General features: G+C 43.4%; 12 protein-coding genes and 4 tRNA genes. 5 read left to right on the top strand and 11 right to left on the bottom strand.

What is annotated here, in order from left to right; genetic code table 11:
• Nucleotides 1-11: 11 nt before the first annotated feature.
• Genes yigB through lptM form a run of 5 tightly spaced genes read right to left on the bottom strand, consistent with a single transcriptional unit; the run spans nt 12 to nt 3,464 of the window.
• Entirely contained in the window at nt 12-728 is a 717-nt protein-coding gene (gene yigB / locus Xbud_RS00475; protein WP_099134226.1) for a 5-amino-6-(5-phospho-D-ribitylamino)uracil phosphatase YigB, read from the bottom strand.
• Complete coding sequence (gene xerC / locus Xbud_RS00470) at nt 728-1,642, bottom strand: tyrosine recombinase XerC (RefSeq protein WP_099134225.1); 915 nt, start codon at nt 1,640-1,642, stop codon at nt 728-730. The genes yigB and xerC overlap by 1 nt, the downstream gene beginning before the upstream one ends.
• The gene (locus tag Xbud_RS00465; protein ID WP_099134224.1) at nt 1,639-2,343 is read right to left on the bottom strand and encodes a DUF484 domain-containing protein; all 705 of its coding nucleotides are present in this window, start codon (nt 2,341-2,343) and stop codon (nt 1,639-1,641) included. Before Xbud_RS00465 ends, xerC begins: the two co-directional genes overlap by 4 nt.
• A gap of 49 nt (nt 2,344-2,392) precedes the next feature.
• A complete protein-coding gene (gene dapF / locus Xbud_RS00460) occupies nt 2,393-3,217 on the bottom strand; it encodes a diaminopimelate epimerase (protein WP_099134223.1) in 825 nt (274 codons plus the stop codon).
• A gap of 40 nt (nt 3,218-3,257) precedes the next feature.
• The gene (lptM, locus tag Xbud_RS00455; protein ID WP_169923014.1) at nt 3,258-3,464 is read right to left on the bottom strand and encodes an LPS translocon maturation chaperone LptM; all 207 of its coding nucleotides are present in this window, start codon (nt 3,462-3,464) and stop codon (nt 3,258-3,260) included.
• A gap of 82 nt (nt 3,465-3,546) precedes the next feature.
• Here lptM and cyaY point away from each other — a divergent pair, with 82 nt between their 5' ends.
• Nucleotides 3,547-3,864 (top strand): iron donor protein CyaY, encoded by a 318-nt coding sequence (gene cyaY, locus Xbud_RS00450; protein ID WP_099134221.1) that lies wholly within the window; start codon nt 3,547-3,549, stop codon nt 3,862-3,864.
• Nucleotides 3,865-3,964: 100 nt separating this feature from the next.
• On the opposite strand, the gene Xbud_RS00445 is transcribed toward cyaY, so the two are convergent.
• On the bottom strand, nt 3,965-6,559 hold the full coding sequence (locus tag Xbud_RS00445; RefSeq protein ID WP_099134220.1) for a class I adenylate cyclase: 2,595 nt from the start codon (nt 6,557-6,559) through the stop codon (nt 3,965-3,967).
• Between the two features lie 668 nt (nt 6,560-7,227).
• On the opposite strand from Xbud_RS00445, the gene hemC reads away from it, so the two are divergent.
• From hemC to hemY, 4 genes are read left to right on the top strand one after another with little or no spacing between them, the layout of a single operon-like run.
• Complete coding sequence (gene hemC / locus Xbud_RS00435) at nt 7,228-8,202, top strand: hydroxymethylbilane synthase (protein ID WP_099134218.1); 975 nt, start codon at nt 7,228-7,230, stop codon at nt 8,200-8,202.
• Nucleotides 8,199-8,975 carry a uroporphyrinogen-III synthase gene (gene hemD, locus Xbud_RS00430; RefSeq protein ID WP_099134217.1) on the top strand — a complete coding sequence of 259 codons (777 nt, stop codon included), beginning with the start codon at nt 8,199-8,201 and terminating at the stop codon, nt 8,973-8,975. Before hemC ends, hemD begins: the two co-directional genes overlap by 4 nt.
• Before the next feature lie 20 nt (nt 8,976-8,995).
• Nucleotides 8,996-10,183 carry a uroporphyrinogen-III C-methyltransferase gene (gene hemX / locus Xbud_RS00425; protein ID WP_099134216.1) on the top strand — a complete coding sequence of 396 codons (1,188 nt, stop codon included), beginning with the start codon at nt 8,996-8,998 and terminating at the stop codon, nt 10,181-10,183.
• A gap of 2 nt (nt 10,184-10,185) precedes the next feature.
• Nucleotides 10,186-11,391 (top strand): protoheme IX biogenesis protein HemY, encoded by a 1,206-nt coding sequence (gene hemY / locus Xbud_RS00420; protein WP_099134215.1) that lies wholly within the window; start codon nt 10,186-10,188, stop codon nt 11,389-11,391.
• A gap of 800 nt (nt 11,392-12,191) precedes the next feature.
• On the opposite strand, the gene Xbud_RS00415 is transcribed toward hemY, so the two are convergent.
• The 5 genes from Xbud_RS00415 to thrP all read right to left on the bottom strand — a co-directional run bounded on the left by Xbud_RS00415 (nt 12,192) and on the right by thrP (nt 14,168).
• A tRNA-Pro gene (locus tag Xbud_RS00415) sits at nt 12,192-12,268 on the bottom strand.
• 32 nt (nt 12,269-12,300) lie between these two features.
• Nucleotides 12,301-12,387 (bottom strand) — tRNA-Leu (locus tag Xbud_RS00410).
• 15 nt (nt 12,388-12,402) lie between these two features.
• A tRNA-His gene (locus Xbud_RS00405) sits at nt 12,403-12,478 on the bottom strand.
• 79 nt (nt 12,479-12,557) lie between these two features.
• Nucleotides 12,558-12,634, bottom strand: a tRNA-Arg gene (locus Xbud_RS00400).
• Between the two features lie 148 nt (nt 12,635-12,782).
• Nucleotides 12,783-14,168, bottom strand: coding sequence for a bifunctional threonine/serine APC transporter ThrP (thrP, locus tag Xbud_RS00395; RefSeq protein WP_099134214.1), 1,386 nt, complete (start codon nt 14,166-14,168; stop codon nt 12,783-12,785).

Below are 14,168 nucleotides of genomic sequence, written 5' to 3'. Positions count from 1 at the left end.
ATAGTCTGAAATTATATCAGTGAGATCAAAGAATCCAAGTCAGAAATCTCAATATGTGGAACCAGCCGCCCTTCAGGCTCTTGCATCAGATTTTTATTTTCAACATTAATCCAACAAGCCTGCATACCGCTGCAAAGCGCCCCTTCGACATCTGTCTTTAAATTATCACCAACATGCAGGATTTGATTTGTTGGCAGCTCCAATCGTTCAGCCGCCAGATGATACATATCCGGACAAGGCTTGGAACGTCCGTCCACCCCTGCTTTAAGAACAAATTTAAAATAACGGACAAGACCACATTCAGCAAGTTCAACATTCCCATTGGTGATCGCCACCAGCGGCATTTTTTCTGCCAGCACCGATAAGGTGTTATGGGTCGATTCTGGTATGGTGATCTGATTACGCCAATAGGTGAAACAAGACATAATCTCATCCGCACCACGTATAGCAGCCTCACGGTTAAAGCCGTGGTAGCTGAACATCAGTTCTGCGGACTGCCGCCGCCATGCTGTCAGATCATGGTAAATTTCTGGTTCCATCTCAAGAACAGCCTGACGATATACATACAGATCTTCGCTGTCAAAAAGACTGAATTTGGCATCGTATTGCCTGATAAAACACAATACTTCTTTTTCGGTTTTATCAATGACTGGATGGTTATCGTAAAGTGTGTCATCCAGATCGAATGTCATCGCAGCAAATGGCGCGAGAGGCCGATAAAAACGCATTATGGTTTCCCTCTTTTTGCTCTAGGGTGAGCCACATCATAGACTTTGGATAAGTGTTGAAAATCCAGATGGGTGTAGATCTGGGTAGACGATAAACTTGCATGGCCCAACAATTCTTGTACAGCCCGGAGATCACCACTGGATTCCAGAATATGTGTAGCAAACGAATGGCGCAGTTTATGGGGATGAATATGATTGTTTATCCCCTGACGAATACCCCACTGTTCAAATCGTTTCTGTACATTGCGGGCTGAGATCCGTTTCCCACTTTGAGTGGAAATGAAAACGGCATTATCTTCCGGTTCAAACAGCTCCCGCATTTCCAGCCAACGTTGCAACCACTTCAATGCAACCCTTCCGACCGGGACTTTACGCTCTTTACTGCCTTTACCCTGCACCCAGACCTCACCATTTTCCAAATCCAGATGCCGACAATCCAGGCCAACCAGTTCAGATAGGCGTAAGCCCGCACCATACATGACTTCCATCATTGTTCTGTCACGCACAGACAGAGGATCATTCAGGTCAATATTGAGTAGTTGGTTAGCTTCGTCCACATCTATGTTTTTGGGTAAGTGGTGCTTTTTACGTGGTGTACTGACAACTTTGGCAGGATTGGCCTCTATTTTTTCCTGTGTCACCATCCAGTCAAGAAAACTGCGCAAGGAAGAAAGACGCAGTGCAAGACTGGCAGACTGCAACCCAGCCCGACGGCCACGGGTAGCGAACATTCTGACTTTAGTCGCATCAAGAGACTGCCATTCTGTCATCCCCATTTCCAATGATATTTCTGCCAATACTGTGAGGTGACGACGATAATTGATTATTGTCATCGGACTTAGACGACGCTCAACTCGCAGATAGTGCAAAAAGGCTTCTACTGGCTCAAGGAATAAATCGATTGGCTGACTCATATTCGTTCAATCCAACGGGATAGTAACCCCGGCAACAGTTTCACCAACTGATCCAACAGGTCAGTTCCCATCCCTTCGTGATAATGCCGTTTATCATGGCTATTGAAGATCACCATGCCTAACTCTCCCTGTCCTCCTAAAAGAGATACAGCAACTGAACCAACATGACGAGCCTGAGGCATCAACAATAAAATTTCCGGGCCGTGTAACATGCCGAGATAATGGTTATTGTCACCGAATCGTTGGATCCGGACTGGCTCAAAAGCATTGCGGGATATCGCTAAATTCGGTGCATTCAGTGGGGCACCAAGAAACCACTTGTCAGAGAACAACCGAATATAGCAGTTGCTCAGACCCAGTGTTTTTGACCATAAGCTTAAACGGGAAAGAAAATCCTGCAAACTTTCGGCAGCAGAAAGTTCAGCAAGCAATTGCAACAGGCGATTAAACAATATTTCATTTTGTTTTGCCTGTTCCACCAGATGTATAAGATCTTCTTCCAGATAGCGGATTCGTTTTCTCTGACGGTTCATATGCCATTCCATCAGAGAAACACATTCACGTACTGGATGAGGAACCTCTATTCTATCGACCGCATTAGCATTGCGGATAAAAAAATTGGGGTTATTCAGCAGATAATCCACCACTATCTGATCATCCAATTCGTTTTCGGTATGCAATGGTTTGCTTTCTTTACCCATTTTCCAAATGCCCCATATTTCAAAAATAACTCCAGCCACACTAAATCAACTACACATGAATTGTGCCGTCATAAACGTGAGTTGCAGGCCCGGTCATATAAAGTGGCTGCCCTGACCCATCCCAGCGAATATTCAGGGAACCGCCTGGCAAATCAACGCGAACCTGCTTATCTAACAGATTTTGCTGGATACCAACAGCAACAGCAGCACAAGCGCCACTGCCACACGCCTGCGTTTCTCCGGCACCTCGCTCAAAGACACGCAATCGGATATGGTTATGATTCACGACCTGCATAAAACCAATATTCGCTCTCTCAGGAAAACGTTCATGACGCTCTAAAACGGGGCCAAGCACTGCAACATCTGCGGTGTCCACATTCTCAACCTGAATAACACAGTGAGGGTTCCCCATTGATACAACACCACAGAGCACCGTACGATCCATAACCCGGATAATATAGGTTTTTTCTGCTTTGTTAGCGCGGAAAGGGACGGACTGCGGTTCAAAGACTGGCTCGCCCATATTGACACAGACCTGATCATCGTGCGTCACACTCAGCGTCATATGACCAGACCGCGTACTAACTTTAATGTCACGTTTATTCGTCAATCCTCTTAAACGGACAAAACGAGCAAAACAACGCGCTCCATTACCACATTGAGAAACTTCACTGCCATCCGCATTAAAAATACGATAGTGGAAGTCTAGGTCAGGATCATAGGGCGCTTCAACAACCAGCAGTTGATCAAACCCCACACCAGTATGTCTATCCGATAACCGGCAGATTAATTCCGGTGAAAAATAAACATTCTGGGTCACTGCATCAACGACCATAAAATCATTGCCAAGACCATGCATTTTGGAGAATTGCATATACTACTCCAAGTGAAATTCCATCACCTGCTTAGGCTTATTAAGCATTCGCTGAGGTATTGTTTTTAATAATATCGTTTTTAGAGATGTTATTTTGAGAAGTATTGCCCGTCGGTTGCACCTTATTCAATGAAGTTTGTGGTGCAACGGACTCTGCTGGCGGGAAATAAAGAGGGCCTTTCAAGCCACATCCCGCAATAGAGAGTAATGTTATGATAGCAAGTGACCAACGGAATTGTTTGTTCATCATAATAATTAATGCCTGTGATTCATACGCCAATACTCTCTATAATCGCAGTTAGGCCCTGAAAAGCAAATAGGAAATGAATATGAACGATAGCGAATTTCATCAATTAGCTGATCAATTGATGCTACATCTTGAAGAACAACTGGATAATTATGAGGGTGATGCAGATATTGACTGTGAAACCAATGGCGGCGTAATGACACTAAGCTTTGAGAATGGCAGCAAGATCATTATCAATCGCCAGGAACCTTTTCACCAAATCTGGCTGGCAACTAAAAATGGCGGTTATCACTTCGATTACCGGGATAACAAGTGGGTTTGCGACCGTAGCGGTAACGATTTTCTTTCCATGCTGGCACAAGCAATCACAGAACAGAGTGGCGAGCCATTTCAGTTTTAGTGAAGTTTTTATCCCTTCAGTGAAACAATCGACATCTTGTGCCGTATCCCAAATACGGCACTTTTACTGACTACAACTATGACCTAACTATAACCCACTCTCAATAGTGGTACAAAGAATGAAACGGGTCATTATTTGCCCTGAATACTTCATCCAGCTCCAGATCAATAATACTTCGTGTTTCATTATCCAACGGCGACTTACCATCCATAAATGGTGCTACATGAGTACGCTCGCCTTTCTTAACGATTTGATAGAACTGTGGCAAATTAAAATTGATAAAACTGGAGCCATAGGTAAAACGATCATGCGATGAAGAATAAAAACGGCTGACATCACGCACCAATTCTTCTTTACTTCCTTCACAATGGAAATAAATTTCTACCCGGTTTGATTCATCCAGAATATAGATATTGAACTCTTGATTACCTTCAATATCTTCAAAGAAAAACTGAATTATCCCTTCACAGGCAAAACCATCAATGACAGGGGGCAGATGTTTTTCTTTAGCATCAATTTTAACTGGCAGACCATGTAGCTTGGTATTTGAAATTGCACCATAGAATTCCACCGCATTTTCCAGTTTTTGCACTGAAACGTTGAGCCGTTCAAAAAACAGCCCCCAAGTTTGACCAGAAATGCGTAGTGCCTTGAAGCGGTTAGGATCCTGCCGATTACTGGAGAGACGCAACCCGATACACTCTGAAACCAACTGCTGGATGCGGGTGCGAATTAATCCACACAAATGCTCGCTATAACAAAAAACTTCAACACTAGCTGGCGGTGCTGCATCTCTGTGCATTTTTCCCAGTATCGTTTTCAACGCTTCCAGCATGGATTGTTCACCGCTGAAATGCAGTGTTCTCACTTCATTCCATGAATTACGGTAAAGCAGGTCGATACTATCCACCAGACATTGCTGTGACTCACCAAAACTAAATACATCTAACTTTCTGAAATCAAAATGTACAATCTGATTGGAAAAATTTATGGTTGGATCAGTTTCCAGATTCACAATAATTGCCAGGTGGCGGATTTCACAAGGACTGTATAATGCCTTTGGCGTCGGTGCTGGCAATCGGATAGGGAAATGAGTAGAAATATCACTCACCAAATCGCGCAATTTCTTCTTGTCAGTCTGAAGCTCGCCATGATGAATATGAATACGGGTTTTTTCCGTCAGCAACCCGTTGAAATATGTCCATGCCACCAATTTGTTCAAATAACGATTATATTCCAGCGGTTGATGACCAATGATGGATTCTATTGCGGGCGCTCGATTATAAAGATACCAGCCACTACGATTTGCCCGCCCTGGTGGGACATAAATAAATGTCAAATCTTGTTCTGACAAATCCAGCGAAATTTGTGGGTTTACCAACGTGATTTTACCCGGCAGCGCCTCAAACGCAGCATACAATTTACGGGTCAATACGCCAATGTCTTGTGGGCTAGCACTCACACTTAAATTGTTACGCCGGGCAAAACGGATAAGATTGCGATAACTCTGCATCATGGTATCCAGCAGTTCATTATGAGCTGCGCGTACCTGCTCGATTTTCCATGAGTTACGGTTATCCAACATTGCCAGTTTATCGTTATTCCAGCCCCATTCCTGCACTAACTGAGAGATAATCTGATGTCGCCATCCTGAGCACTCTTTATTATCATCACCACTTTCCTGAATTTTTTCGCAAACCTTCAGGTAAAAACAGCGACGTGCCAAATCCAAACGTGTCATGTCGTTAGTATCGGTAAGGTATCGGGTAACACGATCAAGCATCATGCTGTAAGCATCAAGGCCAAAAGAAACAATCGAGCCATCATGGAAATGCTGTTTCATCTCCATCGCCAGCAATTTGCCGTGCGGGTATTCCCACGAATAGGCTTCCAGCAACAGGCTTTTCAATACAGATTTATAAGGAGAATCTACGCTTTTATAAAGCTGCCACAGGCTGGCGCCAAAATATTCTTCTGCTGACAATTCACCTAATCCGCCCAGATCCAACCACTCATTCGGGGTTAAAACACCCTGTGCATATAAAGAAAGCACGTACTCATCGTAATTTCCTTCCTCTTCCACAGGAACCATCGTCCACAACAGGCGCTTACCCGCCATGCAGACCGCAGTGCGATAAAATTCATCCAGCAGAAGGATATGCTGAGTTGAACCACAATCTTCGCCATTCAGGCTGCCGCAGGCATGATGGCGAAAGCGATTCTCATCAATCAAAAAGAAGGTTACTTCAATATCCAGTGAAGCAGCCCACTGCTCTATTAGAATACATTTCTGTTCCAGTAGCGCTTTTTCACCACTATCCAGCCAGGATTGATGACAAACCCAAATATCTAAATCAGAAAAGCAACTCTGTCCGATAGAAGAAGTACTGCCCATTGAGTAAATACCCGTAATTGGCAGTTCACCATTAAAGGAGGGTGAGAAAACTCCAGTAAGCTGGTATTCCAGGTCATTAATCCAAAATTGCTGGGTTTCATCAGGCACAAAAAAACAGACACCATGAGGAACGTCATCTTTGATATAACCCGGCATCATTGGATGATGGTAGTGTAATAATACTGGAATTAAATTATAAACCTGCTTAAACGCGGCGCTCATTGAATTAGTCGCACGCTCTAACCTAAGCTGATTAATTGCATCCAGTCGCTGCTTCAGCGTTTCAATATAAAGATACAAGAGTTTCGCCTGTTTCAGTTCCAGTGCTTACAATCGCCAGTTTCCGCTAACGCTCAGCCACCGTTAACGTCCGATACTCGTTAACAGGTCGTATTACAAGACTATTTTTAGAATTTTTTACAAACTTATTATCGGAAACGTGATCAATTTAACACCTTGCAGTCAAGGCGTAAAGTCCGCAATATCATCTTTTCATCGTCCACACAACATCTAAAAATCAATTAACTCGTTGTAAAATATTAAGTTAATCACAAATTTGATACTAAAATATGTTTTTTTGAAATAGGTATTATAACTGACTATTTTCTGTATCATTGCTGTAAGGTATTGTAAACGCCGAATTTTGCATAACTGTTTCATTAATATTACTTTTAATTAATAAATATCTTTCTCTTTTTTCGAAAAAGATAAATTTCAAATAGCAATTTGATTTTAATTCAATCTTTTTGTTTATTTTCTCCATTTAATTAAAGCAATATTTTAATGTTTAAAATTATTTTTATCTTTTCGGGCTGTATATTTATATACTATTCTGGCTTTTTCTTAACTGGAAAAAAAATTATTGAAGTGTTAAAACTGAGCCATTTTTACTGTTCTATTTTTTCACTCTTTGGAGATAAAAATCTCCAATTGCCGTTAATTAATACAATTATCCAAGATAATTACCCATGACAATGAAAACCATTCGCATTGCAACTCGCCAAAGCCCTTTAGCTATGTGGCAAGCTCGATACGTTCAAAAGCAACTAGAACATTTCCATCCTCAACTAAAAGTTGAGTTAATTCCAATGATCACTCGCGGAGATATAATCCTTGATACGCCACTCGCAAAGGTTGGCGGTAAAGGATTATTTGTGAAAGAGCTGGAATTAGCAATGCTTGAAAACCGGGCGGATATCGCTGTTCACTCCATGAAAGATGTCCCTGTCGAATTTCCTGAGGGTTTGGGATTGGTCACAATCTGTGAAAGGGATGATCCACGAGATGCTTTTGTTTCAGTAGAATACGCCTCACTTGATGAACTGCCCGCAGGCAGTATTGTTGGAACATCCAGCTTACGCCGCCAGTGCCAGCTTCGCCAGTTGCGCCCTGATCTCGTGATCCACGACTTACGTGGTAATGTCGGCACCCGCTTGAGCAAACTCGACAATAGTGATTATGACGCCATTATCCTTGCAACTGCGGGCCTTAAGAGATTAGGGCTGGAAGAACGTATCCGAATGCCATTAGTACCGGAATTGCTGCTTCCTGCTGTCGGCCAAGGTGCTGTTGGTATTGAATGCCGCCTGGATGATACACAGACTCGTGAGCTGCTTGCTCCCTTAAATCATCAGAGAACAGAGATTTGTGTCCTCGCTGAACGTGCTATGAACACCCGCCTTGAAGGGGGATGTCAGGTTCCCATTGGTAGTTATGCTATCTGGCAGGACAGTAATATCTGGTTGCGTGCCCTTGTTGGCGCACCTGATGGCAGTGCCATTATTCGTGGTGAAAGAACTATTTACGGTGAAAGAACTCACAGTGAAAAAATGGTATCGCCAGAAGAGGCCCGCCTGGCGGGTATATCATTGGCAGAAGAGTTATTAGAGAAAGGTGCACGCCAGATCCTGGCTGACGTATATCAAAGGAACCCACCTGCATGAGCATCTTAGTCACCCGTCCTGCCCCCGCAGGAGAAGCATTGACCAATCAGTTAAGAGCTATCGGTAAAACAGCATTTAGTGCGCCACTTATTGCTATTTACCCTGGTGCTGAGTTGCCCTTGCTGGCACAAAAACTGCAACAGCTATCAGCGGGTGATTTCGTTTTTCTGCTATCCCAAAATGCCGTGCATTATGCCAACGAACAGCTTGTACAAGAAGGCCTCTCATGGCCTGACAAGCTATCCTATTATGGTATCGGCAAATCGACCTCCTTGCTCTTTCATCAACAAACGGGAAAAGACATTCTTTGGTCAGAGCAAGGAGAAACAAGTGAAGATCTCCTGCAACTGCCTACCTTACAGAAAATGGAGAATAAAAAGATTTTATTACTCCGGGGCAATGGTGGCCGAGAGATGATTGCTTTAACCTTGAGGATGCGGGGAGGAGCAATCGATTACTGTGAATGTTATTCACGTCAGCCAGTCAAATATTGCACAACTGAGTTCAATCATCATTGGCAACAATGTGGTATAAAAACCATCGTTGTTACAAGTGGCGAAATGTTGCAACTGTTATATAACTTAGTTACTGAAGATGATGGCAGTGAAGATAGTAGCACTGAGAATAGCGGTAATGGCAAAGCGTGGTTATTAGGTTGCCGACTAATTGTGGTCAGCGAACGCCTCGCCAATATTGCCCGAACGCTGGGCTGGCAAGAAATAAAAGTCGCTAAGAGTGCAGATAATGACGCCTTAATGCAGGCGCTGGAATAAACCAATATGGGATGTCCATTATGACGGAACAAAAGAAATCCACTGATGCGGTTGAGACAACACTCCCCCAGAAGCCTGAAAAGGCTTCTCGTAAATCCAGAAGTTACGGATGGGTGGGCAATACACTCTCAATTGCTATTACGCTGGCAATAGGTGCGGGTGGCATTTATCTTTTTTATCATGGTAAACAACAGAATGCAGCATTAGAAGCCGAAAACCTCACGCTGCAACAGCAAGTTGCTTCTCTCGTGCAACAACAGTCTGCGGATAAACAAGATGCAGATGACAAAATTGAAGCAATGAAAAATGCCCTGGAGCAAGCCAAGACAAAAAGACAGCAATTAGACAACCGCATGGCAGAACTTCAGGATCGCATGTCCGCAATTACAAATTCTGACATCGAAAACTGGCGGTTGGCACAGGCAAATTTTCTCATAAAAATGGCAAATCGCAAGATATGGGGTGATCAGGATATTGCCACCGCGATCGCACTGCTGAAAGATGCAGACAGCAGCCTTGCAGAAATGAATGATCCTAGTTTACTGCATGCTCGCTCAGCTATTATGCAAGATATCGACATACTATCCAAAATCAACCAGGTAGATATAGATGGCATTATTCTCACCTTGAATCAACTATCAAATCAGGTAGATAACTTGCCGCTGGTTGATAGTGTGGAACAAGGCAAGCCGATGGATGAAGATGATAAAGGGATCAGTGCTTCACTCTCTGACTGGCGCGAAAATCTGAGCAAAAGCTGGCATAGCTTTATGGATAATTTCATTACCATCAAACCTCATGATGGCTCTAAAGAACCTCTGTTGGCACCAAAACAGGAGATCTATCTACGGGAAAATATCCGCTCCAAACTGTTGATAGCAGCCCAGGCAGCTCCTCGCCGACAAGTTGATACTTACAAAGAATCATTAAAATCTGTTTCAACCTGGGTAAGAGCTTATTTTGATACATCTATGCCAGATACAGCAACTTTCCTGAATGAGGTAGATAAACTGGAAAAACGACCACTTTCCATTGACATACCAGAACAGTTAAGTAGCCAGACCGTACTGGCAGATTTAGTGCGCAAGCGTATTTATAACTTGCCACACCAGTCACTTTATCAGTCCCAAGTTCAACCAGAAATTCAGCCTCAGACGAAATCTGAAAAAGGCTCTAATCAGGCAGAAACACCCGCTAAGGAGGGCTGAACATGCTAAAAATATTATTGCTGTTCATCATCCTTATCATAGGTATTGTACTTGGCCCTTTGTTATCCGGGCATCAAGGATATGTTCTTATCCAGACAGACAATTACGATATCACTACCAGCGTTACCGGTTTGGTGATTATGTTCCTCTTACTGCAATTCCTACTGATTTTCATCGGTTGGTGTTACCGCAGATTAAAACGCACCGGTACTTTTACCCATAGCTGGATCTTTGGTGGGTATAAACGCAACCGGGCTCGGTTACAAACCAAGCAGGCATTGCTCAAGCTGGCTGAAGGGGATTTTAAACAGGTTGAACACTTAATGACCCGCAATGTTGATCATGCAGAAAACCCTGTCGTTAACTATCTGCTTGCTGCGGAAGCTGCCCAGCAGCGTGGTGATTATTTTCGTACCAATCAATATATCGAGCGTGCCGCAGAAGTGGCTGATAAAGATCAACTACCTGTCGATATTACCCGTGTGCGCATCCAATTAGCACAAGGGGAAGTTCATGCAGCCCGTAACGGTGTGGATAAGTTACTCAATCAAGCACCACGACATCCAGAAGTGTTGCGGCTGGCTGAACAGGCATATACACGTTCAGGTGCCTACCAATCCCTGATTGATATTTTACCTTCAATAACAAAAATTGGTTTGCATGATGAAGAACACGTGGCTCAATTGCATCAGCAAGCTTATATCGGCCTGATGAACCAGAGCATGGCAGAGAAAGGCAGTGCTGGACTGAAAGCATGGTGGAAAGATCAAAGCCGCAAAGTTCGCAATGACACTGCGTTACAGGTTGCTATGGCCGAACATCTGATTGAATGTAACGATCATGAAACTGCACAACAAATTATTCTCAATGGGTTAAAACAGCAATACGATGAACGGCTGTTATTGTTACTCCCCCACTTAAAGGCAGATAATGCTGAAGCTGTGCAAAAATCGCTTTCACATTTGTTGAAACAACACGGTGCAACACCTTTACTTAACAGTACATTGGGGCAAGTGGCATTGCGTCATGGGGAATGGTCAAAAGCAGAAACCGCCTTCAAGGCAGCTCTTGCACAGCGTCCTGATGCTCATGATTATGCCTGGCTTGCCGATGCACTGGACAGGCTGCACAAACGCGAAGAAGCCGCTCAAATACGTACTAAAGGCTTTATGCTGACACTGAAACGTGAGAGTGATACAGAAGCATAAATATTTTCCTTTAAATTAAAATTAGCCATGGTTAACGATGATTCTTAATCCAAATTGTTAACCATGGCAAAAATTTCGATACATACAAGGAGCTTAAGGAAGTTAATGCAGGGGCTGAGTAAGAAAACGCTAAGCAAAAGATAAAAAAAAACACCTATCAAATAAGACAGGTGTATAAATACAATCAGGTCTACAGACGGTATAGTGCCTCACTCAACGTTGTGTCCGGTTTCTGATGAAAAGACCATATGCTTACTCATCTATAACATGGACCATAGGCACTGACAATCAGCTCTACATCATCCAGAGGTTTATGAAGCTATGCTGTCATAAGGAGTAGGATGAGTATCTACTAATTTAGTAATGCACTTTTCATGCCAATTTTCTTATACCAAGCTAATTTCCTAACCTAATATCAAGATATAGCAACGATCATAAGAGAATTTCTCCCAAACTATATGGCCGGAGTGTGGCTGATATATCACCTTTCCATAAAACACGCTAAATACCGTCTCTTATTTGAGACGCCTATTCCACATGTCAGACATAGATAAGTTTAATCAATTAGTTAAATGTCTCTAATTGGAGACACAGGATGGGATGGTTTGTCGTTGAAATACAACACTGAACATTAAATAACTTTAAAAATAAAAAGTTAATAAAATTGCAAACATATAAAACAATTAATTTCAAAGTAATTAATTACAAGAAAAGAAAGAAATAGCAAGAAAAAGAGAAAATTTTCTGTTGAATACAACGAGAAAAAGCCCTGATTTTGGCAGGGCTATTTCTTTAGAATCTGGTCGGCGAGAGAGGATTCGAACCTCCGACCCACTGGTCCCAAACCAGTTGCGCTACCAAGCTGCGCTACTCGCCGAATACATTTTTAATACATCTATCTCTTTCTTATGGTGCGAAAGGGGGGACTTGAACCCCCACGTCCGTAAGGACACTAACACCTGAAGCTAGCGCGTCTACCAATTCCGCCACCCTCGCATGTCATAAAAAAGATGGGGTGGCTAACGAGACTCGAACTCGCGACGACTGGAATCACAATCCAGGGCTCTACCAACTGAGCTATAGCCACCATAACAACTATCTTTTCTTACTACCTACAATGCTGCTGACCACGATAACTCATCGTCATTGCTCTTGCACGCTTTAAATGGCGCGCCCGACAGGATTCGAACCTGAGACCTCTGCCTCCGGAGGGCAGCGCTCTATCCAGCTGAGCTACGGGCGCTTAACGCCGTTGCGGTGGAGGATAGTACGGATTTAATCTCCAACTGTCCAGTGCTTTTTTAAGATAAATAATGCGTTTGATTATGCTTTATTCATTTAGTTGATAAAGCCAGCATTTATCCACCGCAAATTGTTCCGTTGATTGAAAATCAAACTATATTTTCTATCTGTTTTTTCCCCCGGATAAACTTTGCCCCCCAATAAATGAGTGACACGATCAGCAAAAAGACCCCACCAACGATCAATGAAAAACGGGTATCAGGATTAATCGCCATGCCAATCAATACACAGGATAAGAAAATCAATGTCAAGTAATTGACGTAAGGGAAAAGTATCGACTTAAACCGGTGCTGTTTCAACGCTTCTTGGTGGTGTTGGCGGAAACGCAGTTGGCTCACCAGAATAACAAACCACGGCACCATTCCCGGCAGTACACTGGCACTATAAACATAAACAAAAACAGCCTGTGGTTCCGGGATCAAATAATTCAAACAGGAGCCTGCAATCAGGCAACCAATGGTGATCGAGATACATCTTACAGGTACACCGTTTTTCGAAAGCTTAAGCAATGAAGCTGGCAATTGACGGTTTTCAGCCAAGGCATACAGCATTCTGCCCCCACTGTACATTCCACTGTTACATCCCGAAAGCGCCGCAGTCAATACAACAAAGTTGATTACTGCTGCCGCAGAAGTAATGCCAACTTTAGCAAAAGTCATCACGAACGGGCTGCCATGAGTCCCCACTTCTGTCCACGGGAACAAGGTAACAACAATGAAAATCGCTCCGACATAAAAGATCAAAATTCGCCACAGGATATTGTTGATCGCTTTTTTCAGCGTAATTTGTGGGTTCTTAGCTTCACCTGCGGTAATACCAACCAACTCCACCCCTTGGTACGAAGCAACCACAATACAAAGGGCAAACAGGAAACCTTGCCAGCCCCCAGAGAAGAAACCACCGTGGGCAGTCAGATTATCTAAACCGATAGCTTGCCAATCATTACCTAACCCAAAAAATATCAGCCCAATACCGACCAGGATCATCACGATAATTGTGGTGACTTTGATCATAGCAAACCAGAATTCCAACTCCCCATACAATCGCACAGCAGCCAGGTTCGCTAACGCTACCAGACCAACAGCGGCCAGTGCAGAAACCCATTGGGGCAAATCCGGAAACCAGAGTTCAGCATAAACCCCCACCGCGGTAATTTCTGAAATTCCCACTGAAACCCACATAAACCAATAGCCCCAGGCTGTCAGGCATCCCCAGTAAGGGCTAAGATATTTATGTCCAAAAGCAGCAAATGAGCCAGTGACAGGTTCAAGGAACAACATTTCCCCCATCGACCGCATAATAAAAAAGACAAAAAGACCAGCAATAATATAAGCCAGTAATACCGATGGGCCAGCCCATTTCAGAGTGCTGGCGGACCCCATGAACAGCCCAACACCGATTGTGCCGCCTAGTGCAATCAATTCAATATGGCGTGCCTCAAGTCCCCTTTGCAGACTCTGTTTTGAATCACTCAT

Origin of the sequence: Xenorhabdus budapestensis (assembly GCF_002632465.1) — a bacterium.
Classification (GTDB): Bacteria; Pseudomonadota; Gammaproteobacteria; order Enterobacterales; family Enterobacteriaceae; genus Xenorhabdus; species Xenorhabdus budapestensis.
Note: the sequence above shows the minus strand (reverse complement) of the source record. Positions and strands in the feature narration are given on the sequence as shown.

Bases quoted from the DNA above. Each gene is read 5' to 3' on its own strand.
- yigB (WP_099134226.1), bottom strand. From the start codon at position 728: ATGCGTTTTTATCGGCCTCTCGCGCCATTTGCTGCGATGACATTCGAT.
- xerC (WP_099134225.1), bottom strand. From the start codon at position 1,642: ATGAGTCAGCCAATCGATTTATTCCTTGAGCCAGTAGAAGCCTTTTTG.
- Xbud_RS00465 (WP_099134224.1), bottom strand. From the start codon at position 2,343: ATGGGTAAAGAAAGCAAACCATTGCATACCGAAAACGAATTGGATGAT.
- dapF (WP_099134223.1), bottom strand. From the start codon at position 3,217: ATGCAATTCTCCAAAATGCATGGTCTTGGCAATGATTTTATGGTCGTT.
- lptM (WP_169923014.1), bottom strand. From the start codon at position 3,464: ATGAACAAACAATTCCGTTGGTCACTTGCTATCATAACATTACTCTCT.
- cyaY (WP_099134221.1), top strand. From the start codon at position 3,547: ATGAACGATAGCGAATTTCATCAATTAGCTGATCAATTGATGCTACAT.
- hemC (WP_099134218.1), top strand. From the start codon at position 7,228: ATGACAATGAAAACCATTCGCATTGCAACTCGCCAAAGCCCTTTAGCT.
- hemD (WP_099134217.1), top strand. From the start codon at position 8,199: ATGAGCATCTTAGTCACCCGTCCTGCCCCCGCAGGAGAAGCATTGACC.
- hemX (WP_099134216.1), top strand. From the start codon at position 8,996: ATGACGGAACAAAAGAAATCCACTGATGCGGTTGAGACAACACTCCCC.
- hemY (WP_099134215.1), top strand. From the start codon at position 10,186: ATGCTAAAAATATTATTGCTGTTCATCATCCTTATCATAGGTATTGTA.
- thrP (WP_099134214.1), bottom strand. From the start codon at position 14,168: ATGAGTGATTCAAAACAGAGTCTGCAAAGGGGACTTGAGGCACGCCAT.